Source organism: Variovorax paradoxus, from assembly GCF_030815975.1.
Lineage (GTDB): Bacteria > Pseudomonadota > Gammaproteobacteria > Burkholderiales > Burkholderiaceae_C > Variovorax > Variovorax paradoxus_N.
In genome coordinates this window covers 155041-180089 of record NZ_JAUSXL010000002.1, presented here as the reverse complement: position 1 = coordinate 180089, position 25049 = coordinate 155041, and the positions used below count along the sequence as shown (strand labels likewise).

Annotated in this window: 22 protein-coding genes; 7 read left to right on the top strand and 15 right to left on the bottom strand. The window is 68.0% G+C overall.

What is annotated here, in order from left to right; translation table 11 throughout:
* Nucleotides 1-4: 4 nt before the first annotated feature.
* From QFZ47_RS04595 to QFZ47_RS04555, 9 genes are all read right to left on the bottom strand, one after another.
* Nucleotides 5-1096: a lactonase family protein gene (locus QFZ47_RS04595; protein WP_307654522.1), complete on the bottom strand. Its 1092-nt coding sequence runs from the start codon at nt 1094-1096 to the stop codon at nt 5-7.
* Entirely contained in the window at nt 1093-2079 is a 987-nt protein-coding gene (locus QFZ47_RS04590; RefSeq protein ID WP_307654521.1) for a tripartite tricarboxylate transporter substrate binding protein, read from the bottom strand. Before QFZ47_RS04590 ends, QFZ47_RS04595 begins: the two co-directional genes overlap by 4 nt.
* A gap of 68 nt (nt 2080-2147) precedes the next feature.
* Nucleotides 2148-2909 (bottom strand): SDR family NAD(P)-dependent oxidoreductase, encoded by a 762-nt coding sequence (locus QFZ47_RS04585; protein WP_307654520.1) that lies wholly within the window; start codon nt 2907-2909, stop codon nt 2148-2150.
* A 17-nt stretch (nt 2910-2926) separates the two neighbouring features.
* Nucleotides 2927-4516: a galactarate dehydratase gene (garD, locus tag QFZ47_RS04580; protein ID WP_307654519.1), complete on the bottom strand. Its 1590-nt coding sequence runs from the start codon at nt 4514-4516 to the stop codon at nt 2927-2929.
* Between the two features lie 28 nt (nt 4517-4544).
* A complete protein-coding gene (locus QFZ47_RS04575; RefSeq protein WP_307654518.1) occupies nt 4545-5840 on the bottom strand; it encodes a TRAP transporter large permease in 1296 nt (431 codons plus the stop codon).
* Nucleotides 5841-5846: 6 nt separating this feature from the next.
* A complete protein-coding gene (locus QFZ47_RS04570) occupies nt 5847-6335 on the bottom strand; it encodes a TRAP transporter small permease (RefSeq protein ID WP_307654517.1) in 489 nt (162 codons plus the stop codon).
* Nucleotides 6336-6473: 138 nt separating this feature from the next.
* Nucleotides 6474-7451 (bottom strand): TRAP transporter substrate-binding protein, encoded by a 978-nt coding sequence (locus tag QFZ47_RS04565; protein WP_307654516.1) that lies wholly within the window; start codon nt 7449-7451, stop codon nt 6474-6476.
* 48 nt (nt 7452-7499) lie between these two features.
* A complete protein-coding gene (locus QFZ47_RS04560; RefSeq protein WP_307654515.1) occupies nt 7500-8390 on the bottom strand; it encodes an SMP-30/gluconolactonase/LRE family protein in 891 nt (296 codons plus the stop codon).
* The gene (locus QFZ47_RS04555) at nt 8380-9213 is read right to left on the bottom strand and encodes an NAD-dependent epimerase/dehydratase family protein (RefSeq protein WP_307654514.1); all 834 of its coding nucleotides are present in this window, start codon (nt 9211-9213) and stop codon (nt 8380-8382) included. Before QFZ47_RS04555 ends, QFZ47_RS04560 begins: the two co-directional genes overlap by 11 nt.
* A gap of 61 nt (nt 9214-9274) precedes the next feature.
* On the opposite strand from QFZ47_RS04555, the gene QFZ47_RS04550 reads away from it, so the two are divergent.
* The 6 genes from QFZ47_RS04550 (at nt 9275) to QFZ47_RS04525 (ending at nt 15615) form a co-directional block, all read left to right on the top strand.
* Nucleotides 9275-10102 (top strand): FadR/GntR family transcriptional regulator, encoded by an 828-nt coding sequence (locus tag QFZ47_RS04550; RefSeq protein ID WP_307658884.1) that lies wholly within the window; start codon nt 9275-9277, stop codon nt 10100-10102.
* Between the two features lie 76 nt (nt 10103-10178).
* Nucleotides 10179-11156: a Bug family tripartite tricarboxylate transporter substrate binding protein gene (locus QFZ47_RS04545; protein ID WP_307654513.1), complete on the top strand. Its 978-nt coding sequence runs from the start codon at nt 10179-10181 to the stop codon at nt 11154-11156.
* Nucleotides 11157-11300: 144 nt separating this feature from the next.
* Nucleotides 11301-12212 carry a 5-dehydro-4-deoxyglucarate dehydratase gene (gene kdgD, locus QFZ47_RS04540; RefSeq protein ID WP_307653667.1) on the top strand — a complete coding sequence of 304 codons (912 nt, stop codon included), beginning with the start codon at nt 11301-11303 and terminating at the stop codon, nt 12210-12212.
* 46 nt (nt 12213-12258) lie between these two features.
* Entirely contained in the window at nt 12259-12708 is a 450-nt protein-coding gene (locus QFZ47_RS04535) for a nuclear transport factor 2 family protein (RefSeq protein WP_307654512.1), read from the top strand.
* A gap of 29 nt (nt 12709-12737) precedes the next feature.
* Complete coding sequence (gudD, locus tag QFZ47_RS04530; protein ID WP_307654511.1) at nt 12738-14093, top strand: glucarate dehydratase; 1356 nt, start codon at nt 12738-12740, stop codon at nt 14091-14093.
* 85 nt (nt 14094-14178) lie between these two features.
* On the top strand, nt 14179-15615 hold the full coding sequence (locus QFZ47_RS04525; protein WP_307654510.1) for an aldehyde dehydrogenase family protein: 1437 nt from the start codon (nt 14179-14181) through the stop codon (nt 15613-15615).
* 48 nt (nt 15616-15663) lie between these two features.
* Here the strand turns inward: QFZ47_RS04525 and QFZ47_RS04520 are convergent, their stop codons facing one another.
* Nucleotides 15664-17223 carry an ABC transporter permease/substrate-binding protein gene (locus tag QFZ47_RS04520; protein WP_307654509.1) on the bottom strand — a complete coding sequence of 520 codons (1560 nt, stop codon included), beginning with the start codon at nt 17221-17223 and terminating at the stop codon, nt 15664-15666.
* A gap of 111 nt (nt 17224-17334) precedes the next feature.
* On the opposite strand from QFZ47_RS04520, the gene QFZ47_RS04515 reads away from it, so the two are divergent.
* Nucleotides 17335-18387 carry an ROK family protein gene (locus QFZ47_RS04515; protein ID WP_307654508.1) on the top strand — a complete coding sequence of 351 codons (1053 nt, stop codon included), beginning with the start codon at nt 17335-17337 and terminating at the stop codon, nt 18385-18387.
* On the opposite strand, the gene QFZ47_RS04510 is transcribed toward QFZ47_RS04515, so the two are convergent.
* From QFZ47_RS04510 to QFZ47_RS04490, 5 genes are read right to left on the bottom strand one after another with little or no spacing between them, the layout of a single operon-like run.
* A complete protein-coding gene (locus tag QFZ47_RS04510) occupies nt 18384-19913 on the bottom strand; it encodes an efflux transporter outer membrane subunit (protein WP_307654507.1) in 1530 nt (509 codons plus the stop codon). The two genes, QFZ47_RS04515 and QFZ47_RS04510, sit on opposite strands and share 4 nt — an antisense overlap.
* Nucleotides 19914-19922: 9 nt before the next feature.
* Nucleotides 19923-21041: an ABC transporter permease gene (locus QFZ47_RS04505; protein WP_307654506.1), complete on the bottom strand. Its 1119-nt coding sequence runs from the start codon at nt 21039-21041 to the stop codon at nt 19923-19925.
* Nucleotides 21042-21054: 13 nt separating this feature from the next.
* Nucleotides 21055-22191, bottom strand: a complete 1137-nt coding sequence (locus QFZ47_RS04500) for an ABC transporter permease (RefSeq protein WP_307654505.1) — start codon at nt 22189-22191, stop codon at nt 21055-21057.
* Complete coding sequence (locus QFZ47_RS04495) at nt 22188-23969, bottom strand: ATP-binding cassette domain-containing protein (RefSeq protein ID WP_307654504.1); 1782 nt, start codon at nt 23967-23969, stop codon at nt 22188-22190. Before QFZ47_RS04495 ends, QFZ47_RS04500 begins: the two co-directional genes overlap by 4 nt.
* Complete coding sequence (locus tag QFZ47_RS04490) at nt 23969-24994, bottom strand: HlyD family secretion protein (protein WP_307654503.1); 1026 nt, start codon at nt 24992-24994, stop codon at nt 23969-23971. Before QFZ47_RS04490 ends, QFZ47_RS04495 begins: the two co-directional genes overlap by 1 nt.
* Between the last annotated feature and the right edge of the window lie 55 nt (nt 24995-25049).

Below are 25049 nucleotides of genomic sequence, written 5' to 3'. Positions count from 1 at the left end.
GTCGTCACGGTGCGTCGACGATCTCGATCCAGTTCGGGTTCTTGCCCACGTCCGTGCGCGAAGGCTTGCCCAGCGCGCCGGTCGTGGAATCGATGGCGTAGAGAGAAATGCCGTGCGACTCCTGACCGGCGGCAATCAGGTAGCGGCCGCCCGGATCGATCGCGAAGCCGCGCGGCGTTTTCTCGGTCGGCGTCTGGCCCAGCGGCTGCAGCTGGCCGCTCGCCGCGTCCACCTTGAATGCCGAGAGCGTGCTCGAGGTGCGCTCCGAGGCATACAGGAAGCGTCCGTCGGGCGTCAGGTGCAGGTCGGCCGCCCAGGGCTTGCCCGTGAAGCCCGGGGGCAGCGTGGTGGTGCTCTGTTCCAGCTTGAGCGTGCCGCGCGCGGCGTCCCAGGCATACACGTGCAAGGCTGCGTCGAGTTCGTCCAGCAGGTAGAGGTGGCGCTGCGCCTTGTCCCACACGAAGTGGCGCGGGCCCGATTTGGCGGCGCCCAGGGTCAGCGGCGGATCGTTGGCCGACAGCAGTCCCTTCTCTGCATCGAAGCGCCAGCTCGACACGTTGTCGCCGCCCAGGCTGGTTGCGAGCACGAAGCGGTTGCCGGCATCCGCGTGGACCGCATGCGCATTCGGCGCGGTCTGCACCAGCTGCTGGATCGGGCCCGCCGCGCCGTCCTTGCCGATGGCGTTGACCGAGATCTTGCCGCCTTGGTAGGAGGCCGCGAACAGCCATTTGCCGCTCGCGTCGAGGTCGATGTTGGCCATGCTGTCGGCCAGCGGCGCCTCGCCGAGCTTCTGCAGCTTGCCGGTGGCCGCGTCGATCGACAGCGAGACCACGCGGAACGGCTGCGAGCGCAGCGCGGCGTAGAGCACGCGCTTGTCGGGGCTCACGGCCATCGGCATGACGGTGCCGCCGACATTGAGCGTCTGCACCGGCATGAGCGAGCCCTTGTCGCGGTCCAGCGCGAGCACCGAGATCTCCTGGCTGTCGGCGTTGGACACATAGACCCAGGTGGCGGCCGAGGCGTGGCCCATGGCGGCAACGCACAGCAGCGCGGCCGCGCCCCGAAGCGCGCGAAGGATAGGAGTGTGGCGGTTCATGGTTTGATATTGAGTTTGGCGATCAGTGCCTTGAAATAGGCGTTGTCCTTGTCCAGCGTTTCCTTGAACACCGCGCCATCGGTATAGACATAGCCGAGGTTCTGCTTGTCCATCACTTCGTGCATCAGCGGCTCGGCCGCCGTCTTGGCCGTTATCTCGCGCAGCTTGGTCATCACTTCGGGCGGCGTGTTCTTGGGTGCGCCGAGGCCGCGCCACGTGCCGATCGACAGGTCGATGCCGCGCTCCTTGGCGGTGGGTACCTTGTCGAAACCCTTCACGCGCTTGTCGGCCATGACCATCAGCACCTTGAGCTTGCCGGACTGGACATGCGTCGTGACTTCGGCCGGGCTCACCGCCACCGCCTCGATGTGGCCGCCCAGCAGCGCCAGCACCGCGGGCGCGGCGCCCTGGAACGGGATGTGGCCGAACCGGGTGCCGGTCTTGTCCTCCAGCGCCGCGGCGGCAAGATGCCAGATCGAACCGTTGCCCGAATTGCCCACGCGCACGCCCTCGGGCGACTTCTTTGCCGCGGCCAGGAATTCTTCGATGGTGTTCCACGGCGCGTCCGCCTTGACGGTGATGGCGGCCGGGTCGGCATTGAGCTGTGCAATCGGCTGGAAGTCGTCGTAGTTGAACTTGGCCAGGCCGAGGTGCGGCAGCGTGAGCAGCTCCACCGTCAGCACCGCGAGCTTGTAGCCGTCGGGCCGGGCGTTGATCACCTCGGTCCAGCCGATGGCGCCGCCGGCGCCGGGGCGGTTGACGATCACGATGCTTTGCGAAATGTGCTTGCGGCTGGCTTCCGAAAAGGCGCGCGCCAGGCCGTCGGTACCGCCGCCCGGCTGGTAGGGCACCAGCAGCTCGATGGTGTGGTTCGGAAAGTTGTTGCTGCTGCTTTGGGCGGCGGCCACTGCCGCGTATCCGAACGAGAGGCTCGCCGTCGCCGAAAGGGCGGCCAGGCCGCGAAGGAATCTGCTTCTTTTCATTGGTCGTTGTCTCCGTTATTGAACTTGATTCGGCAAGCCTCGGGAAAGGGCTGAAAGAGCGCTTCCCGTCAGGGCATGTACTGACCGCCGTTGACTTCGATCACCTGGCCCGTGACGTAGCCCGAGAGCTGCTCCGAGGCCAGATAAAGAAAGGCGCCCACACATTCGTCGGGCGTGCCGATGCGGCCCATCGGAATGGCGGCGCGGAACGACTCGAGCATCGCGGGCGTCGAGAAGCGGTCCTGGAACGGCGTCTGGATGACGCCGGGCGCCACGGCGTTCACGCGGATCTTGTCGCCGACGAGCTCGCGCGCAAGCCCGTGCGTGGCCGTGCTCACGAAGCCCTTGGAGCCCGCATACAGGTAGGCGCCCGGCCCGCCGCCGGTGCGTGCCGCGACCGAAGTCACGTTGATGATGTTGCCGCCGCCGTGCGTGCGCATCAGCGGCACCACCTCGCGCGCGAACGCAAGCGCCGAGCGCGCATTGATGTGCATCACTTCGTCGAACAGCGCATCGTCGAACTCGGCGATGGGCACGCGCTTGACCAGGCTGCCGGCGTTGTTCACCAGCACGTCGATGCGGCCGAACCGTGCCGCGGTCTGCTTGACGCATTCGCGGATCGCGGCGGTGTCGAGCACGTCGGCCTGCAGCGCGAAGGCGTCGCCGCCGGCCGCGTGAATGGCGTCGACGACCCGGTCGGCCGCCTCGGCCGAGCTGTTGTAGTGCACCGCCACGCGCATGCCGCGGGCGGCGAATGCACGGGCCACGGCCGCGCCGATGCCGGTGCTGGCGCCGGTGACGAGCGCGGTCTTGCCTTTGAGGTCTTCCATGGTGTTTCCTTTCGAGGTCAGGTCACGGGGGCAGGGTTGAACAGCACCAGCGCGTTGTGCAGCTTCCACTGTTCGGCCCAGGTCTTCTTCCGGCCGCTGGCCACGTCGAGCATCAGGCGGAACATCTCCCAGCCGATGTCCTCGATGGTGGCCTCGCCGTCGGCGATGCGGCCCGCGTTCACGTCCATCAGGTCGTGCCAGCGGCGCGCGAGATCGCTGCGCGTGGCCACCTTGATGACCGGCACCTCGGCCAAGCCGTAGGGCGTGCCGCGGCCGGTGGTGAACACGTGCAGGTTCATGCCGGCGGCCAGCTGCAGCGTGCCGCAGATGAAGTCGCTGGCGGGCGTGGCGGCATAGAGCAGGCCCTTCTGCCTGGCCTTCTCGCCCGGCGCGACCACGCCCGAGATCGGCGCGCTGCCGCTCTTCACGATCGAGCCCATGGCCTTCTCGACGATGTTCGAGAGCCCGCCCTTCTTGTTGCCCGGCGTGGTGTTGGCACTGCGGTCGACGCGCCCGCGCTCCAGGTAGGCGTCGTACCAGGCCATCTCGCGGATCATCGCCTCGGCCACGGCCGGCGTGGTGGCGCGCGAGGTGAGCTGGTCGATGCCGTCGCGCACCTCGGTCACTTCCGAGAACATCACGGTGGCGCCGGCACGCACCAGCAGGTCGGTGCAGAAGCCGACGGCCGGGTTGGCCGTGACGCCCGAGAAGGCATCGCTGCCGCCGCACTGCACGCCCACCACCAGCTCGCTTGCCGGCACGGTCTCGCGCCGGCGGGCATTGAGCCGCTCCAGATGCTCTTCGGCCTGCCGCATGATCGAGTCGATCATCGACATGAAGCCGACATGCGCGTCGTCCTGCAGGCACACCACGTCGAGCTTCTCGTCGGCGCTGGTGCCGACGTCGGCCACGTTGCGCTCGTCCACCAACGGGATGCTGCCGGGCGGCAGCAGGCGCTCGGGCTGCAGCTTCTCGCAGCCCAGGCTGATGACCATCACCTCGCCGCCGAAGTTCGGGTTCAAGCTGATGTTGCGCAGCGTGCGAATCGGGATGACCGCGTCGGGCGCGTCGATGGCCACGCCGCAGCCGTAGCTGTGCGACAGCCCCACGACGTCGTCGACGTGGGGGAACTTGGGCAGCAGCTCGGCCTTGATACGCTGCACCGCGAAGTCGACCACGCCCGCCACGCACTGCACCGTCTGCGTGATCGCGAGGATGTTGCGCGTGCCCACCGATCCGTCGAGATTGCGATAGCCCTCGAAGGTGTAGCCCTCGAGCGGCGGCTGCGCGGGGGGCTTGACGGTGGCGATCGGCAGGCCCTCGAGTTCGCGCGCGGCGGGCATGCGCAGCAGGCGTTCGTGCACCCAGCTGCCGGCCGGAATCGGCTTGAGCGCATAGCCGATCGGCACGTCGTAGCGGCGCACGACGCCACCTTCGGGGATGTCTTCGAGCGCCACCTTGTGGGCCTGCGGCACCTTGTCCACCAGCACGAGGCCCGACGCGAGCGCGGTGCCGGCGGGCAGGCCGCCGTCGTTGGCCACGATGGCGACGTTGTCCGCCGGATGCATCCGGATGGTGTGGGGCGGTCGGGTGTTCGGGTCGGTCATCGCGGAACTTCCATCTGCTTGCTGCCTGTTATTTCACCACCATGAACATGCTCGGCAGCCAGGTCGAGAAGGCGGGAACGAAGGTGACCACCCCGAGCGCGAAGATCAGCGCACCGTAGAACGGCCAGATGGTCTTCATCACCGTACCCACCGACACGCCGCCGATCGCACAGCCCACGAACTGCGTGGTGCCCACCGGCGGCGTGTTCAGGCCGAGCGCGCAGTTGATCAGCATCACGATGCCGAACTGCACCGAGCTCATGCCGTAGTGCTGGGCGATCGGCAGGAAGATCGGCGTGCACAGCAGGATCGTCGCCGCCATGTCGAGAAAGGTGCCCAGCACGAACAGGATGATGTTGATGAGCAGGAAGATCACCCATGGCGTGCTCGTAATTTGCGACAGCATCTGGCCCGTGAGTTCGGCCACGCCATACAGGCTGATCAGGTAGCCGAAGGTGCTGGAGATGCCGATCAGGAGCAGGATCACGCCGGTGGTGCGCACCGCCTTCGATGCCGCCTTGACGAAGTGCTCCCACTTCAGCGTGCGGTAGACGAAGATGGTGAGCGCCAGCGCATACAGCACCGCCACGGCGGCCGACTCGGTCGCCGTGAAGATGCCCGACAGGATGCCGCCGAGAATCAGCACCACGATGAACAGGCCCGGCAGTGCCGCCGCGAACGAACGCGCCACGATGGCCCAGCCCGGGAAGCTGCCGGCCGGATAGCCGCGCTTCACCGCCACCAGGTAGGCGGCCGCGAGGTTGCTGAGCGTGAGCACCGCCGCCGGCAGCAGCGCCGCCAGGATCAGCGCCGCGATCGACACCTTGCCGCCCGCTGCCAGTGAATAGATGATCAGGTTGTGGCTGGTCGGCATCAGTGCGCCGACCAGTGCCGCATGGGTCGTCACGTTGACTGCGTAGTCGGCGTGGTAACCCTCTTTCTTCATCATCGGGATCATCACGGCGCCCATGGCCGAGACGTCCGCCACGGGCGAGCCCGAGACGCCGCCGAACAGCGTGCAGGCCACCACGTTCGACATGCCGAGGCCGCCGCGCACGTGGCCGACGACATTGCGCGCGAAGTTGACGATGCGGTCCGCGATGCCGCCATAGAGCATCAGCTCGCCGGCAAAGATGAAGAACGGAATGGCCAGGAACGAGAAGATGCCCATGCCCGAGGTCATCTGCTGGAAGCCGACCTCGAGCGGCAGGCCTTCATACAGCAGCGTGGACAGGGCCGAGAGGCCGATCGAGAAAGCGACCGGCACCCCCAGCAGCAGGAAGAGCGTGAACGAGAGGCAAAGAATCAGGAGGGGGATGGTCATGGTGGCTCAAGCCCAGGCGGGTTCGACTTCGCGGCCTTGGGCGAGCGCGATGATGTGTTCGATGGAGAACATCACGATGAGAACGCCGGCCACGGAGGCGGGCACGTATTTCCAGCCCTCGGAGATCCAGAGCGTGGGCAACCTGTAGCCCCACACCGATTCAGCGAGCGAGGCGCAGTTCCAGGCCATGGCCAGGCCGAAGAGCAGGATCAGCGCGTGGATCAGGTACTCCATCTTCAGCCGCAGCCAGTCGGGCGCGAGCACGAGGAACGACTCGAGGCCGATGTGGCCCGCATCGCGCACGCCGACGGCCACGCCGAACATCGTGACGTAGATCACCAGCAGCAGTGCCAGGCTTTCAGCCCAGGTCGGAGTGTTGTTGAGGACGTAGCGGCCGAACACCTGCCAGCTCACGGCGCAGATCACTGCGACAAGGCCGAGGATGCCCAACCACATGCAGGCACGGGCGAGGGTGCGGCAAAGTTTGGTGTACATGAAGGTTCTTCTTTGTCTTGCTCCCTCCCCTTCCGGGGGAGGGCGGGGGTGGGGGCAAGCGGCGTCTCTATGCCAGCGCCGTCGTGCCCCCATCCCAACCTTCCCCCGAGAGGGGAAGGAGCAATGCAACTGACTTGCTTATTTCGTGTCCTGCACGCGCTTCACGAGATCCTTGAGCTTCGCGTCGGTGATGAACTTGTCGTACACCGGCTTCATCGCGGCCTGGAACTGGGTCTTGTCGACGTCGATGATCTCGGCGCCGCCGGCCTTCACGGTGGCCAGCGACTTGATCTCGCGCTCTTCCCACTGCTTGCGCATATAGGGCACCGACTCCTTGGCGGCCTGGCGGATCCAGCCCTGCTCCTCGGCCGAGAGCTTGTCCCACGCGCGCTTGGAGAACAGCAGCATCTCGGGGGCCATCGAGTGCTCGGTCTTGCTGTAGTACTTGGCCACTTCGAAGGCGCGGGCGCTCTCGTACGTGGGATAGTTGTTTTCCGCGGCGTCGATCAGACCGGTCTTCAGACCCGTGTAGACCTCGCCCATCGGCATTGGCGTGGCGTTGGCGCCCATGGCTTCGAGCATCGACACCCACAGGTCGGACTGCTGCACGCGGACTTTCAGGCCCTTCATGTCGGCGAAGCTGCGCACCGGCTTCTTGGCCGTGAACATCGAGCGCGCGCCGCTGTCGTAGTAGGCCAGGCCGACGAAGCCCTGCTTCTCGCACGACTTCAGGATCTCTTCGCCGATCGGGCCGTCGAGCACCTTGTGCAGGTGGTCGACCGATCGGAACAGGAAGGGCATGGTCGGCACCTGGGTCTCGGCGCAGATGTTGTTCATGGGGGCGATGTTCACGCGCACCATCTGCAGCGCGCCGATCTTGGTCTGCTCGATGGTGTCCTTCTCGCTGCCGAGCGAACTGTTGTTGAACACCTTGATGGTGTGCTTGCCGCCCGACAGCGCCTTGAGCCGTTCGCTCATGAACTTGACCGCGGTCACGGTCGGGTAGTCGTCGGGATGGATGTCGGCCGAGCGGAACTCGGTGGCGCTGGCAGCCAGTGTGGTGAGCGCGGCTGCGGCGCCCACGGCAAGTGCGATCAGGGTCTTGTGGCGTTTCATTTGTCTCGTCCTCTGCTTGGGGTTGTCGAAAAAGAAAAAAAAGATGGATCAGCCGCCGAAGGCCGGCTCCGGCACGCCGGCCACGCCGGGCCGCAGCGCGAACACGCCGCCGGCCAGCGGCTGGTCCGACAGGTCGATGCCGCCGGGGCGGATCGATGTGACAAAGAGCGTGTCGAGCGCCGCTCCGCCAAAGGCGCACATCGCGGGCTTTTTCACCGGAACTTCGAGCGAGCGGTCGAGCCGGCCGTCGGGCGTGAACCGGTGCACCAGGCCGGCGTCGTTGCCGCAGATCCAGTAGCAGCCGTCGACGTCCATCGCCGCACCGTCGGGGCGGCCGGGCAGGGGCTTCATGTCGGCGAACAGCCGGCGGTTGGCCGGGGTGCCGCTGTCGGTGTCGTAGTCGAAGGCCCAGATGGCCTGCACGCTCGGGTGCGAATCGGAGAGGTACATCGTGCGGCCGTCGGGGCTGAAGGCGAGTCCGTTGGGCACGATGAAATCGTCCAGGCGCACGGCGGCGCTGTCGCTGCCCTTGCCGTAGCTGTAGAGCCGGCCGACGCGCGCGCCGGCCGCCATGTCCAGCAGCATCGTGCCGGCCCAGAAGCGGCCCTGGCGGTCGCAGCGGCCGTCGTTGAAGCGCATGGCGGGCACAGCGTGCGCGACCTGCGCGAGCGGGGTGGCGGCCAGCGTGCCATCGGCCTGCGGCTGCAGCGAGAACAGGCCGCTCTCCATGCCTGCGATCCAGGCGCCGGGTGCATCGGCGCGCGGCGCGATGCAGGCGATCATTTCATTCGCATGCCACCGGGCGTGGCCTTCGCTCGCATGCCAGCGGTTCAGCGCGCGCGCCGGAATGTCGACCCAGTAGAGCGCCTGCTCCGCGGCACACCACACCGGGCTTTCGCCGGTGCCGTTGCGCGCATCGAGAACGAGCTCAGCCTGCATCGCCGAAGGGCCCCTGTGCCGTGAAGGCGCCGCCCTGGTAGATGGCGTTGGGGTCGGTCGGCGCCACCGGCGGCTGCGCCTCGACCTTGTCGCGGAACACCTCGGAGCTGTCCTGCGGCACGTAGCCCAGGTGGGCGGCGGCGCTGTTGTCCCACCACTGGTCGCGGTTGTTCGACATGCCATAGACCACCGTGTGCTTCACATCCGGCGTGAAGAGCGACTTCTCGATCAGCGTGGTCAGGTCGCGGTAGCTGAGCCAGGTGCTCATCATGCGGCGGTTGAGCGGCTCGGGGAACGAGGAGCCGATGCGGATGCTCACCGTCTCGATGCCCCAGCGGTCGAAGTAGAACTGCGCCATGTCCTCGCCGAAGGACTTCGACAGGCCGTAGTAGCCGTCGGGCCGGCGCGGGGCGCGGGCGTCGATGTGCTCGGTCTGCTGGTAGAAGCCGATCACGTGGTTGGAGCTTGCGAACACCACGCGCTTCACGCCGTGGCGGCGCGCGGCTTCGTAGACGTTGAAGACGCCCTTGATGTTGGCTTCGAGGATTTCCTCGAACGGGCGCTCGACCGAGACGCCGCCCAGGTGCACGATGGCGTCGCAGCCCTCGACCAGCGCATGGACCGCGGCCTTGTCCGAAAGATCGCAAGGCACGGCTTCTTCGTGCGCACCCTCGGAGGGCGCGAGCGCGGCGATGTCGGACAGGCGCAAGATCGCGGCAAAGGGGCGCAGCCGTTCACGCAGGACCTTGCCCAGGCCGCCGGCGGCGCCTGTCAGCAGAATCCGGTGGAGCTTGGTGTTGGAGGCTTGAGGGGAGGTCGACATTTTTGCTGACGTGAGAAGTTATCTGTTGTCGTACAACTAATGGAGGATTATTATCGTGACCATGGTCCAGACGACTGCGGGTAATCCCTCAATTTCCGACGCGGCGGCAGAAGTTGCCGCCGGCGCGCCCTTCATGGGCCGCCCGCGGCCGCGGGCGCGCGGCCTCGCCCATGGGCTGGTCGAGGACCTGGGCGAGAAGATCCGCAGCCAGCAGCTGCGCCCGGGCGACAAGCTGCCGACCGAATCGGCCATCATGCAATCCTTCGGCGTCAGCCGCACCGTGGTGCGCGAGGCGCTGTCGAAGCTGCAGGCCGCGGGGCTGGTGGAAACGCACCATGGCGTCGGCACCTTCGTGCTGCAGCCGCGCGCGGCCGGCATGTTCCGGCTCGATTCCGCCGACATCGCCACCTCGGTGGACGTGCTGGCGGTGCTCGAGCTGCGCATCAGCCTCGAAACCGAATCCGCGGGGCTGGCCGCCACGCGCCGCACCGAGGAACACCTGCTCGCCATGCGCCAGGCGCTCGACGATTTCGAGCGCAACGTGGCGGTGGCGGGGGACACCGTGGCGCCGGACTTCCGCTTCCACCTGCAGATCGCCCAGGCCACGGGCAATCCGTATTTCGCGGACATCATGAGCCACCTGGGCACCACGATCATTCCGCGCACGCGCATCACCGCCATCCGCAACTACGACCGGCGCGGCGAGTACCTGAGCCGCGTGAACCGCGAGCATGAAGAAATCTACGCAGCCATCGCACGCCGCGACCCGGAATCGGCCCGTGCGGCCATGCGCATCCACCTGACCAACAGCCGCGAACGGCTGCGGGTGGCGCAGGAAACCGCGCAGGCAGCCGCGGTCCAGGCGCCGCCGGCCGCTCCGTCGAGGTAATTTGTGCCGAGGGGGTGGACAATCGTCGTTCCTGGTTGTACGATGACTGACAACACAACCCAGCAGGAGACTCCGAATGAGCTTGAACCGACGTGATCTGATGCTTGGCGCCCTCGGCGGCGGGGTGCTTGCCGCCGGCGGTGGCGTGCATGCCGCCGACAACTGGCCGACCAGGCCCGTGCGCCTCGTGGTGCCGTACCCGCCCGGCGGTTCGTCCGACATCATTGCCCGCTCCATCAGCCAACCGCTGTCGGAAGCGCTCGGCCAACCAGTCATCGTCGACAACAAGCCCGGTGCCAACGGCAATCTCGGCGCCGATTTCGTCGCCAAGTCCAAGCCCGATGGCTACACGCTCTTGCTGTGCGACGTCGGCGCGCTCGCCATCAGCCCCTCGGTCTACACGAAGCTGCCCTTCGATCCCTCGAAGGATCTGCGCGGCGTGACCATGCTGGCCTATTCGCCGCACCTGCTGGTGGTGCATCCGTCGGTCCAGGCCAACAACCTGAAGGAACTGATCGCGCTGTCGAAGCGGTCGGAGATCAACTTTGCCGTCACCGCCACCGGCAGCGCGCCGCACCTGGCCGGCGTGGCGCTCGAACGCGCAAGCGGCGCGCGCTGGCAGTACGTGCCCTACAAGGGCGGCGTGCAGGCGGTGCAGGACACGGTCGCCGGCCAGACCCAGATTCTGATGAACGGCATGCTGGCCACCCTGCCGCATGTGCAGAGCGGCAAGCTCAAGGTGCTCGGCGTTTCGAAATCGACGCGCATGCCGCTGATCGGCGAAGTGCCCACCATCGCGGAGCAGGGCGTGGCCGGCTTCGAGTCGGGCACCTGGCAGGGCGTGCGGGTGGCCAGGGGCACGCCCGACGCCATCGTGCAGCGCCTCAACAAGGAACTGATCACCGTCATCCGCATGGCCGACATCCGCTCGCGCCTCGCGGGGCAGGGCGCCGAAGTCGTGACCATGGCGCCGGCCGAGGAAGAGCAGTTCTTCGGCAAGGAACGCGCGCGCTGGGCCAAGGTGGTTGCCGATGCCGGCATCAAACTCGACTGATTGGCTCTCCCCCAGTCTGCGCGCACTTCGTGTCGCTTGCCAACCCCTCACTGGGGGCACTACCAGCGGCCCGGCAGAGCCGGTTCCGCGGTAGTCCACGAAAAGAACGGATCCATTTTTTAACTCACTCTCATTGGTGTCTCGATGAACCCTCAAGAACTCAAATCCATCATGGGCTCCGGCCTGCTCTCGTTCCCGTTGACCGACTTCAACGCGAACGGCGACTTCCACAAGAAGGGCTACGAGCAGCGTCTCGAGTGGCTTGCTCCCTACGGCGCGAGCGCGCTGTTCGCGGCCGGCGGCACCGGTGAATTCTTCTCGCTGACCGGCGACGAATACCCCGGCATCATCCAGACCGCGGTCGACACCTGCCGCGGCGTGGTGCCGATCATTGCCGGCGCCGGCGGCCCCACGCGCTTTGCGATCCAGTGCGCGCAGGCGGCCGAGAAGGCCGGCGCCCACGGCATCCTGCTGCTGCCGCACTACCTGACCGAAGCCGGCCAGGAAGGCCTGGCCGCGCACGTGGAAGCCGTGTGCAAGAGCGTGAAGTTCGGCGTGATCGTCTACAACCGCGCCAGCAGCCGCCTCCAGCCCGACACGCTGGCCGGCCTGGCCGAGCGCAACCCCAACCTGGTGGGCTTCAAGGACGGCGTGGGCGACATCGAGGCCATGGTGGCCATCTACCAGCGCATGGGCGAGCGCTTCGCCTACCTGGGCGGCCTGCCCACGGCCGAGGTCTATGCCGCGGCCTACAAGGCGATGGGCACGCCCGTGTACTCGTCGGCGGTCTTCAACTTCATTCCGAAGACGGCGATGGACTTCTATCATGCGGTCGCGAACGACGACCTGCCCACGCAGCACCGCCTGCTGAAGAACTTCTTCATGCCCTACCTCGAACTGCGCAACCGCGTGCCCGGCTATGCCGTGAGCATCGTCAAGGCCGGCGCCAAGATCGTCGGCCACGACGCCGGCCCGGTGCGCGCACCGCTGACCGATCTGAAGCCCGCCGAGATGGAACAGCTCAAGGCGCTGATCGACGCTCTCGGCCCGCAGTAAGCGGCCGAGTCGGGAACGACGAAGACAACAACAACGGAGACAACGCATGTCCATCAAGAAGCTCTTTCTCGTGGCCGCATCGGCCTTTCTGTTCGCCGGCTGCGCCATGGCGCCCGCGGGCGGCGGCGCATCGGCCGAGCCGGCCGTGGCCGCGGCTGCCGAGCGGCTGCGCCTTGCGATGATCGACCCCACCGCAGCCGCCCTTGGCGCGCTGGTGGCCGACGACCTGAGCTACGGCCATTCGAGCGGCAGAGTCGACACCAAGGCCAGCTTCATCGGCGACCTGGTGGCCGGCAAGTCGGACTTCGTGGCCATCACGATCACCGACCAGACCATCAAGGTGGTCGACGGCCAGACGGCCATCGTGCGCCACACGCTCGCGGCCGACACCAACGATTCGGGCAAGCCCGGCAAGGTGGCGCTGAAGATCCTCGGCGTCTGGCAAAAGCAGGGCAGCGAGTGGAAAATGCTGGCCCGCCAGGCCGTGCGGATCTAGCAGCACTCTCCCAGGGTTTCGCGCAAAAAATGACACTTTCAGATTCCACGTCTCCCATCTCCGGCGCGCCCGTGGTCACCGGCATGCGCGTGGTGCCCGTCGCGGGCCACGACAGCATGCTGATGAACCTGAGCGGCGCGCACGGCCCGTTCTTCACGCGCAACCTGCTGATCCTGACCGACAGCGCCGGCCACACCGGCGTCGGCGAAGTGCCGGGCGGCGAGAAGATCCGCCAGACGCTCGAAGATGCGCGCGGCCTCATCGTGGGCCAGCCCATCGGCCGCCACAACGCCGTGCTCAACAGCCTGCGCAGCGCGTTTGCCAACCGCGACAGCGGCGGCCGCGGCCAGCAGACCTTCGACCTGCGCGTGACCATCCATGCGGTCACCGCCGTCGAGGCGGCGCTGCTCGACCTGCTGGGCCAGCATCTCGAGGTGCCGGTGGCGGCCCTGCTCGGCGAAGGCCAGCAGCGCGATGCGGTGCAGATGCTCGGCTACCTGTTCTATGTGGGCGACCGCACCAAGACCGACCTGCCCTACGAGAGCGATCCGGGCGCCGGCGACGACTGGTTTCGCCTGCGCCATGAAGAAGCCATGACGCCCGAGGCCATCGTGCGCCTGGCCGAGGCCACGCATGCGCGCTACGGTTTTACCGACTTCAAGCTCAAGGGCGGCGTGCTGCGCGGCGAGGAAGAGGTCGAAGCCATCCGTGCGCTGCACGAGCGCTTTCCCAAGGCGCGCGTCACGCTCGACCCGAACGGCGGCTGGCTGCTGGCCGACGCGATCCGCCTGTGCCGTGACCTGCATGGCGTCATGGCCTATGCCGAAGACCCGTGCGGCGCCGAAGGCGTGTTCTCGGGACGCGAGGTGATGGCCGAGTTCCGCCGTGCCACGGGTCTTCCGACCGCCACCAACATGGTCGCCACCGACTGGCGCGAGATGGTGCACAGCCTTTCGCTGCAGTCGGTCGACATTCCGCTGGCCGATCCGCACTTCTGGACCATGCAGGGTTCCGTGCGCGTGGCCCAGCTGTGCCAGGCCTGGGGCCTGACCTGGGGCTCGCATTCGAACAACCACTTCGACGTGTCGCTGGCCATGTTCACGCACGTGGCGGCCGCGGCACCCGGCAAGGTCACCGCCATCGACACCCACTGGATCTGGCAGGACGGCCAGCGCCTGACCAAGGCGCCGCTGCAGATCGAGGGCGGCTTCGTGAAGGTGCCGACGCGCGGCGGCCTGGGCGTGGAGCTCGACATGGATGAGGTCGAGAAGGCGCACCAGCTGTACCTGAAGCACGGCCTGGGCGCGCGCAACGATGCGCAGGCGATGCAATACTTGATGCCGGGCTGGACCTTCGACAACAAAAAGCCCTGCATGGTGCGTTGAAGGTTTAGTCTCCCGTTTCCATTTTCGCAGCCGGACCCGCAGTGTTCCGGCTTCTTTCTTTCCATCGAGCAGCAAGGAACCTCTCATGCAAAACTTCGACAACCTGATCGGCGGCGAATGGCGTGCCGGCGCAAGCTACAGCCCCAACGTCAATCCCAGCAACCTGTCCGACGTGCTGGGCCAATACGCGCAGGGCAGCGCCGCCGATGTCGAGGCCGCCGTGGCCGCCGCCACCGCCGCCTTCCCGGCCTGGGCCACCGGCAGCATCCAGGCGCGCTCCGACGCGCTCGACAAGATCGGCACCGAGATCCTCGCGCGCAAGGAAGAGCTCGGCACCCTGCTCGCGCGTGAAGAAGGCAAGACAAAAGCCGAAGGCATCGGCGAGGCCACCCGCGCCGGCCAGATCTTCAAGTTCTTCGCCGGCGAATGCCTGCGCCTGGCGGGCGAGCTGCTGCCCTCGGTGCGCCCGAACATCGGCGTGGAAATCACGCGCGAGCCGGTCGGCGTGGTCGGCCTCATCACGCCCTGGAACTTTCCCATCGCGATTCCCGCCTGGAAGATCGCGCCGGCGCTGGCCTTCGGCAACTGCGTGGTCCTCAAGCCCGCCGACCTCGTGCCGGGCTGCGCCTGGGCGCTGTCCGAAATCATCAGCCGCTCGGGCATCCCGGCGGGCGTGTTCAACCTGGTGATGGGCCGCGGCAGTGTGATCGGCGAGGCGCTGGTCAACCACCCCGGCATCCATGCGATCAGCTTCACCGGCTCGGTCGGCGTGGGCCGCAACATCGCGGTGCAGTGCGTCACCAAGCACAAGAAGGTGCAGCTCGAAATGGGCGGCAAGAACCCGCAGGTGATCCTGGACGACGCCGACCTGGCGCAGGCCGTGGAGCTCAGCGTGCAGAGCGCGTTCTACTCCACCGGCCAGCGCTGCACGGCCTCCAGCCGGCTCATCGTGACCGAAGGCATCTACCCGAAGTTCATCGAGGCCATGAAGGCGCGCATGGCCAAGATCAAGGTCGGCGATGCGCTGGCGCAGGGCACAGACGTGGGCCCGGTCTCGTCCAAGTCGCAGCTGGACCAGGACATGGAATACATCGCCATCGGCAAGGGCGAGGGCGCCACGCTGGCGGCCGGCGGCGAGCTGCTGAAGCTGGAGACCGACGGCTACTACATGTCGCCGGCGCTGTTCAGCGAATCGGCGGCGGCCATGCGCATCAACAAGGAAGAGATCTTCGGCCCGGTTGCGAGCGTGATCCGCGTGAAGAACTACGAAGAGGCGCTGGCCACGGCCAACGACACGGAATTCGGCCTCTCGGCCGGCATTGCGACCACGAGCCTGAAGTACGCCACGCACTTCAAGCGCCACAGCCAGGCCGGCATGGTGATGGTGAACCTGCCGACCGCGGGCGTGGACTACCACGTGCCGTTCGGCGGGCGCAAGGGCAGCAGCTACGGGCCGCGCGAGCAGGGCAAGTATGCGCAGGAGTTCTTCACCACGGTGAAGACGGCGTACACGCTGGCCTGATCCATCTGTGACGGGACCGGGCAGCCGAATCCCGCATCTGCAAGGGCCTCAAGCCAGAAGCGAAGACGGCGGTGCGCGCCGGCGTCTTCGCATCAGGTACTCCACGAGCTCGAAGATCCCCTCGCTCAGCAGCGCCAGCGCTGCGGCCGGCAGCGCGCCCGCCAGCAGCAGCTCGCGGTCGTTGAGCGCCAGCCCCGTGACGATGCGCTCGCCGAATCCGCCCGCACCGATGAAGGCCGCGATGGTCGCCGTGCCAATGGCAATCGCGGTGGCCGTTCGCACGCCCGCCAGCAGCGTGGGCAGTGCCAGCGGCAGCAGCACCAGCCGCAGGCTCTGCGGCGGCGTCATGCCCAGCGCGGTGCCGGCCAGGCGCAGGCCGTTCGGCACTTCGGCCAGGCCTGTCACGGTGTTGCGCATGATCGGCAGCAGCGAATAGAGCGTGAGCGCGATCAGCGCGGGCAGCGCACCGATGGCTCCGAGCATCGAGATCAGCACGGCCAGCAGCGCGAGCGAAGGCACGGTCTGCAGCAGGCTCGCGAAGCCGAGCACCAGCGCACGCAGCCGCACATGCGGAAACACCAGGATCGCGAGCGGCACACCGATCAGGATCGCGACGCCCACCGACACCGCCACCAGCACCAGGTGCTGGCGCGCGAGCTGCCAGAGGTCGGGGCCGAACAGCTTGGCCATGAAGCCGTGCCGGGGTTCCTGTGCCTGCGCCTTTGCGCCCTTGCCCACAGTGCCGGCCAGGAAGTCGCGCGCAATGGCGTCGAAGGGCACGCTCTGCAGTTCGGCGCGCGCATTCATCGCGATCATCGCGTGCTCATCGATGCGGCCTTCGAGCGCCTGCAGCGCGGTCCATGCCTTGGGCAGCCGCGCCGGCAGGTCGAGCCTGTAGAGCACCACGGCGTCGTAGCGCGGAAAGTATTTCTTGTCGTCTTCGAGCACGCGCAGGCCGAGGTGGTCGATCTTGGCGTCGGTGGTGTAGATGTCGATGGCGTCGATCTGCTTCGCGGCCACGGCTTCGTAGGCCAGGCCGTGGTCGAGGCCGGTGGGCGCTTGCGTGAAGCCGTAGCGCGCGGCCAGGCCCTTCCAGCCATCGGCGCGGCCGAGGAATTCGTTTGACAGGCCGAGCTTGAGCTCCGGGTGCTTCGCGAGATCGCTCAGCGTGCGCAGGCCGAGCCGTTCGGCATCGGCCGCCCGCACGGCCAGCGCATAGCCGTCGTTGAAGCCCAGCGGAATGGCCACGCCCAGGCCCAGCGGCGCGAGCGCCGCATTCATGGCCTCGCGCGTCTCGGCCGGCGAGCCCTTGAGAATCTCAAGCGCGATGGTGCCGGTGTATTCGGCATAGAGATCGATGGCACCCGAACGCAGCGCCTCGTACACGATGGCCGTGTTGCCCAGGCCCTGGCGCACCACCGGCGGCGATGCGGTGTGCGGCGCCGCGGTCTGCGCCAGCAGTTCGGCCAGGATGTACGACTCGGTGAAGCGCTTGGAGCCGACGCGCAGCGTGCCGTCGCCCGGCTGCGCCGAGGCGGCGGCGCCGAGCCAGGCCATGGCCAGCAGCAACAGGGCGGCGCGCAGCACGCGGTGGTGGGGCAGTTGCATCGCAGGCCAGTGTATAGATATCGAGACGGCCGGCGTACCCGCCAATCTCCTACAAACCCTGGTGCGGGCTACCGATGCTTCGTAGATGCAGCCGCATCCATAGTGGCCGCCATGAAGAAGAAAACCCATCTCCTGCCCGGCCCCGACGTGCACGGCTTGCGCGAGCTGCCGGGCCTCAGGGTCGAGGGCTACAGCCTGCAGCTGCGCGACAAGGAGGGCTTCGTCGGTGACCAGGCCAGCCAGACGGCCTTCAGGGAACTGCTCGAACGCTGGCGCAAGCGCCGCCGCAAGAGCGGCGCCGATCCGCTGGGCAAGGAACACTCGCGCGACCTCAGCAAGAAGCAGCTCGATCGCGTGCTGCAGAAGACCTCGGCAGCCGGCGACCTGATGCATGGCGCCATCGAGGAATTCGCCGAGGAACTGGCCTTGGTGATCCAGCGCTTCACGCGCCAGCCCTCGTGGAAGAAGGTGGAGCGCATCGTGGTGGGCGGCGGCTTCACCGAAAGCGACGTGGGCGAGCGCGCCATCCTGCAGACGGCCGCCATCCTCGAGGAGCTGGGGGTGCACGTTCAGCTCGGGCGCCTGTCGCACGAGGTCGACGACGGCGGCCTGATCGGCTGGGTCCACCTGGCGCCGCCGGCCATGCTCAAGGAGCACGATGCCATCCTGGCGGTGGATATCGGCGGCACCAACGTACGCTGCGGCATCGTGAAGACGCGGCGGCGCAAGGCACGCGACCTGTCGCTTGCCAAGGTGGTGCGGCGGGAGAAATGGCGGCATGCGGACGACGACCCGAACCGCACCGACATGGTCGAGCGCATCGCGGCCATGCTCGAGGACATGGTGCTCTACTGCGAGCGCAAGCAGATCCGCCTGGCACCCTTCATCGGCATTGCCTGCCCCGGGCTGATCCGCAAGGACGGCTCGATCGAGCGCGGCACGCAGAACCTGCCGGGCGACTGGGAAAGCCGCGCGTTCCACCTGCCGAGCGCGCTGTGGCGCCGCATGCCGATGATCGGCTCCGGCCCCACGCTGATACTGATGCACAACGACGCGGTGGTGCAGGGGCTGAGCGAACTGCCTTTCATGCGCGATGTGACCCACTGGGGCGTGCTGACGATCGGCACCGGGCTCGGCAATGCGAGCTTCACCAACACCTTCTAGCCTGGTGAGTTCGGCGCCAGTGGCACGCCGCCGCCGAGCGCCTTGTAGACGGCTACCATGCCGACCGCCATGCGGCTCGTGCTTTGCACCTGGTCGCGCCGGGCCTGCAGCAGTGCGCGGCGGGCATCGAGTTCGACGCCGAAATCCGTGAGCCCGTTAGCGTAGCGCGCATGGGCGAGCGTGAGCGCATCGCGGCTGCTGCGCTCGCGCTCGACCAGCTCGGCATGGCGCTGGCGCTCGGCGGCGTAGGCGCTCAGCGCCGAATCGATCTCGTGCCATGCCTTGAGCACGGCCTGCTGGAAGGCCACTGCGGCTTCCTGCTGCTGCAGCTCGCGCAGGCTCACCGTGCTGCGGCGCCGGCCGTTGTCGAAGATCGGCAGGCTGATGGAGGGGCCGACATGCCATTGCCGGCTGCCCCATTCGCCAAAGCGTTCGCTGCCGGCCGACTCGTAGCCGAAGCCCGCACCGAGCGTGATGCGCGGGTAGAGGTCGGCCACCGCAATGCCGATGCGGGCGGTGGCGGCATGCAGTTGGGCTTCGGCCGCGGCGATGTCGGGGCGCCGGCGCGCCACGTCGCCGGGCAGGCCCAGCGCAAGCTCGGGCAGCGGTGGTGCTTGCAGCGTTTCGAGCGTGTCGCCCGCGCCGCCGGCCGGCGGCGCGAGTTCGGCGTTCAGCGTGCCGGGCGATGCGCCGGTCAGCAGCGTGATCTGGTTCATCGCCTGCGCCTCCTGCTGCAGCAGCATCGGAACGCGTGCGCGCAGTTCGGCCAGCTGCGTGCGCTGGCGGGTCGGGTCCAGGTCGGTGACCAGGCCGCCGTCGGCACGCGCCTGCACCAGTTCGAGCGATTCGGCCGCGGCCGCGATGTCGGCGTTCGCCAGGCGCAACTCGCGCTGTGCGCCGCGCAGTTCGAAGTAGCTGCGCGCCACCTCGGCCTGCACGCTGAGCTGTGCCTGCCGCAGCAGCGCGGCCGATGCGCCGGCATCGGCATCGGCGGCTTCGATACTGCGCCGCACGCGGCCCCAGAGATCGATTTCCCACGACGTATCGAAGCCGGCCTGGTAGAGGTTGTAGGGCTCGCTGAGCGTGCGGATCAGCTGGTCGCGGTTGGCGACCGACGAGCCCAGCGCATCGATCATCCGCGTGGCGGCGCCGCTCTCGCTCTGGCGCTGCCGGTTGACGCTGCCGCTGGCATTGAGCTGTGGTGCCTGCTGCGCTGTGGCTGCGGTGCGCTGCACGCGACTTTGGGCAAAGTGCAGGGCAGCGGTCTGCAGGTCGTGGTTGGCGGCGAGCGCGCGGGCGTGCAACCGGTCGAGCAGCGGATCGCCGAAGGCCTTCCAGTCGCCGGATGCGGCGGCCGTGGGCGCAGCTTGGCGCTCGGCGCCGAGCAGCGCCGGCGAGCCGCCATGCCACGCGGACCAGTCGGTGGGTGCCTGCGGTTCCGCGGGCTGATGGTCGGGCCCCACGGCGCATCCGCTCAGAAGCAGCGCAAGCATGGAACATGCAAAGGGGGTGCGCGATGCAGGCATGTGGTGCTCCTAGACCAGGCGATGGCGAAACAGCCAGGCCGCCAGCGGCAGCGTGACGATGGCGATGATCGACAGCGGAATCAGGTTGTGCCACACCGTGGACAGGCCTACGCCTTCCAGATAGACGCGCTGCACCAGCTCGATCGCGAAGCGCAGCGGATTGGCCATGGTGATCAGCTGCAGAACGTGCGGCATGTTGCGCACCGGCGTGGTCAGGCCGGAGAGCAGCATCATCGGCATCAGCAGCACGAAGGTGTAGAGCATGGCCTGCTGCATGTTGGCCGACACAGCAGAGATCGAAAGGCCGATGCCAACGCTGGCCACGGTGAAGAAAACCAGCCCGGTGTAGAGCGTGGCCAGCGAGCCTGCCATCGGAATGCCGAACCAGAACAGCGCCACCAGCAGGATCAGCGTCGACTGCGCAAGGCCCACCAGCACCGGCGGCAGCGCCTTGCCGATCATGATCTCGAGCGGCGACATCGGCGTGACCAGCAGCTGGTCGAAGGTGCCTTGCTCGCGCTCCCGCGCCACCGAAAGCGCAGTGAGCAGCAGCGTCTGCAGCATGCTGAGCGCGGCGATCAGGCCGGGCAGCAGGTTCCAGCGCGTTTCGAGGTTGGGGTTGAACCAGGCGCGCGATTCGACGGTGAGCGGGGCCGGCGGCGCGCCGGCGCGCATGCGCAATTCGGCGTTGTAGCGCTCGACCACCGCGCTCACGTAGCCGGCCGCGGAGCCCGCGGTGTTGGAGTTGCGCGCATCGAGAATCAGCTGGATGGCCGCGGGCTGGCCCGCGCCGAGCTGCTGCTCGAAGTTCGGCGCGATCTGGATCACCAGCAGCGCCTTTTCGGTGTCGATCACCTCGCGGATGTCGGCCTGCGTGCGCAGCGTGGCGACGCGATGGAAGACACCGGTGCTGTCGAGGTGCGCAATCAGTTCGGTCGATGCGCCCGTGCGGCTCTGGTCGAGCAGCGCGTAGGGCACGTTCGAGAGGTCGTAGGTGGCGGCGTAGCCGAAGACGAGGCTCTGCATGATGGCCGGAACGAACAGGATCACGCGGCTGGCCGGGTCCTTGAAGATGGCGAGCAACTCTTTCTTGCAGAGGTTGGCGACGCGCAACAGGAAGTCGGTCATGAGAGGCTGTCCTTCAGTCGAGGCTCTTGCGCGTGACGGCGCGGGCCAGCAGCAGCAGGCCCACCGCATAGGCCACGAGGACCGCGCAGTTGCGCCAGATCAGCGGCCAGACGTCGCCCGCAAGAAACAGCGTCCTGATCAGGTCCATGAAGTAAGTGGCCGGCAGCACATGGCCGATCACGCGCACGGCGGTGGGCACGTTGCGCAGGTCGAACAAAAAGCCCGACAGCATCATCGAAGGCATGAAGGTGGCGATCAGCGCCACCTGGCTCGCGAGAAACTGGTTGCGCGTGACCGACGAGATCACCAGCCCCAGGCTCACCGCCACGATCAGGTAGAGCATCGAACTGAGCACCACGGCGAGCAGCGAGCCGACCATCGGCACCGCGAACAGGAAGCGCGCGGCCAAGAGGCACAGCGCGAGGCCCAGCATGCCGACCGCGAAGTACGGAATGATCTTGGCCAGCAGTATTTCCACCGGCCGCACCGGCGTGACGAACAGCGCCTCGAGCGTGCCGCGCTCCCATTCGCGGGCCATCACCAGCGCGGTGAGAAACGCGCCGACCAGCGTCATGATGAGCACGATGAGGCCCGGCACCAGGTACCAGGTGCTGGTGTTCGCGGCGTTGAACCACATGCGCTGCTCCACGGTCACTCGGCCCGTTGGGAGTGCGTCCGCGCCTGTGCTGCCGCCGCCGCGGTCGGCCTGGCGCACGGCCGCTTGCGCCAGGGCACCGCTCACGTAGGCCTGGATGATGGTCGCGCGCCCCGCGTCGGCGCCATGCACGATGAGCTGCACGCGCGCGTTGCCCGCGGCCAGCGCACGCGAGAAGTCGGCGGGCACGCGCACGATGGCGTCGACCTTGCGCTCGCGCATCAAGGCCTCGGCCTCGTGCATCGAGCCCAGCAGCACGGGCGCGATGGCGGGCGAAAGCTGCAGGCCCGCAATGGCCTCGTGCGCGGTGGGCGAGGCGTCTTCGAGCACCACGGCCACCGGCGCGTTCTTCACGTCCAGCGACATGCCGTAGCCGAAGATCAGGATCAGCACCATCGGCAGCAGGATGCCGATGGCCAGGTTGCTGCGGTCGCGCAGCAGCTGGCGAAACTCCTTGCGCGTGAGCGAGACGAGCCGGGTGCGGAAGCCGCTCATGGCTGCGTCCTTTCTTCGCGCCGCGCCTTCTCGACGATGCCGATGAAAGCCTGCTCCATGTCGATGCGCCTTTCCTCGTCCCCGCCATCCCGCGCCTGCGCCCGCACCTCGCGCGGCGTGCCGATGGCCAGCACCTTGCCGGCGTCCTGGATCACGATGCGGTCGCAGTACTCGGCCTCTTCCATGAAGTGCGTCGTGATGACGACGGTGGTGCCGCCCTCGGCCAGCGCCGTGATGCGGCGCCAGAACTCGCGGCGCGCGAGCGGGTCGGCGCCGCTGGTGGGCTCGTCGAGGAACAGGATCTCGGGCTCGTGCAGCAGGCCCGTGGCCATGGCCAGGCGCTGCCGGTAGCCGCCGGGCAGCTGGCCGCTGGGCGCATCGAGTTCGCGTTCGAGGTCGAACTGCCGCAGCACCGTGTCCATGCGTCCCTGCAGCTTCTGCCCGCGCAGGCCGTAGGCGCCACCGAAGAACGAAAGGTTCTCGCGCACCGTGAGGTTGCCGTAGAGCGCGAACTTCTGCGAGACATAGCCGATGCGCTGGCGGGCCTGCGCGCGCGCATGGCGCAGGTCGACGCCGGCCACGCGCAGCTGCCCGCCGCTCGCGGGCAAGAGGCCGCAGAGCATGCGGAAGGTAGTCGTCTTGCCCGCGCCGTTGGGCCCGAGCAGGCCGAAGATCTCGCCGCGCCGCACCGAGAAGCTGGTGCTTGCCACGGCCACGAAATCGCCGAAGCGGCGCACCAGGTCCTTCACCTCGATGACCACTTCGCCGGGCTCTCCTTCGGCCGGTGCAAGGCCCTCGCTCGTCGCCGATTGCGCGATGTTCGTGTCGGCGGCCTGCCGGCTGCGCAGCAGCGTCATGAAGCCGTCTTCGAGCCGCGGCGGCACGGGCTCGGCGCGCGCACCGGCCAGCAGCTTCCTGAGCGCCGCATCGTCCGTGCCCGGGCGGCGGATGAAGTGCACCTCGCCGCCTCGCGGCACGGCATCGACGATCTGCTGCCGCGCGTCGAGCAGGCGCGCCTGCATCAGGCGCGGCGCCTCGCCATCGGGCGGCGCCGCGACGAAGCACGTGCCCTCTGCATGGGCGCGGATCTGGTCCGGCGTGCCCTGCGCGATCAGCCGGCCCTCCTGCAGCACGAACACGTGGCTGCAGCGCTCGGCCTCGTCGAGGTAGGCGGTGCTCGCGATCACCGAAAGCTTTTCGTCGTCGACCAGCTGCTGCACGATCTGCCAGAGCTCGCGCCGCGAGAGCGGGTCGACGCCCACGGTGGGCTCGTCGAGCAGCAGCAGGTCGGGCGAGCGCACCAGCGTGCAGGCGAGGCCCAGCTTCTGCTTCATGCCGCCCGAGAGCTTGCCCGCGGGGCGGCCGGTGAAACGGCCGAGGTCGGTCATTTCCATCAGGCGCGCATAGCGCTCGCGGCGCTGGCCGGCGGAAACACCATGCAGGTCGGCGTAGAGGTCGAGATTCTCCTGCACGCTCAGGTCGTCGTAGAGGCCGAAGCGCTGCGGCATGTAGCTGATGCGGTCCTGCACCGCCTGCGGATCGGCCGACACGTCGATGCCGAGCACGCGCAGCTCGCCTTCATCGGCGCGCATCAGGCCGGCCATGAGCCGCAGCAGCGTGGTCTTGCCGGCGCCGTCGGGTCCGACCAGCGCCGTGAGCGTGCCGGTGGGCACTTCGAGCGACACATCGTCGAGCGCGCGCACCACCTGCTTCGAGCCCTTGGCCACGAAGCGCTTGTGCAGGGAGCGTGCAGCCACGGCGGGCCCGGTGTCGTGCATCAGGGTTTGCCGCTGGCGGTGGAGGAGGACGAGGCGAGCTGCAGCCGCACGGTCGCCGGCATGCCGAGCCGCAGCCGGTCTTCCTTGTCATCGACCATCACGCGGATCTCGTAGACCAGGCTGCTGCGCAGCTCCTCGGTCTGCACGGTCTTGGGCGTGAATTCGGCGACCGACGAGATGTAGCCCACCTTGCCCGCGATCGGCTGGCCGGGCTGACTGTCGGTGGCCACGCTGGCTGGCTGGCCGGGCCGCACGCGGCCGAGGTCGGGCTCCGCCACATAGGCGCGCACCCACTTGGGATCGGTGATGGCCAGCGTGAAGGCCGGGCGCTGTGGCGAAGCCATGTCGCCTGGCTCGAGCAGGCGGGCGCGCACCACGGCGTCGATGGGCGACTTGAGCTCGGCTTCGGCCAGCTGGTGGTTCATGAGCGCGAGGTCGGCGCGCGCGGATTCGAGCTGGGCCTGCGCCTGCGCGATGTCTTCCCTGCGCGGGCCGGCCACCGCCAGCTGCTGGGCCTTGCGCGCGTTGTCCAGCTGCGCGAGCGCCACCTTGCGGCGGGCCTGCGCACTGTCGAGGTCCTGCTGGCTCACGGCGCGGCCGGCCGTGGTCTGGCCGATGGCCTGCAGGCGCGCGAGTTGCTGCTGCGAAAGATCGGCATCGGCCTGCGCGGCGGCCACCTGGGCGCCGGCCTGCGCCAATTCCTCGGGGCGGCTGCCGGTCTTCAGGCGCAGCAGCGCCTGTTCCTGCACGCCGATGCGCGCCTGCGATTGCGCCACGCGCAGCACCAGCGAGCGGGTGTCGAGCCGGCCCAGCACCTGGCCGGCCCGCACAGGGTCGCCTTCGCGCACCGCGAGTTCGGCCACGCGCTCGCTGGCGTTGAAGGCGAGCGAGACCTGGCGCACATCGACGTTGCCGTACAGCACGAGCTGGTCGGACGGCGCGGCCGAGCGATGAAAGTACCACCAGCCGCCTGCAACGGCCGCCAGCGCCACGGCGGCCGCGGCAATGAGGGGTTTCTTGTTCATGAGCGGGTTCCTGCCGGTTTCCACACGGTGCTCGCCGGATGTTATCAAATTGAAA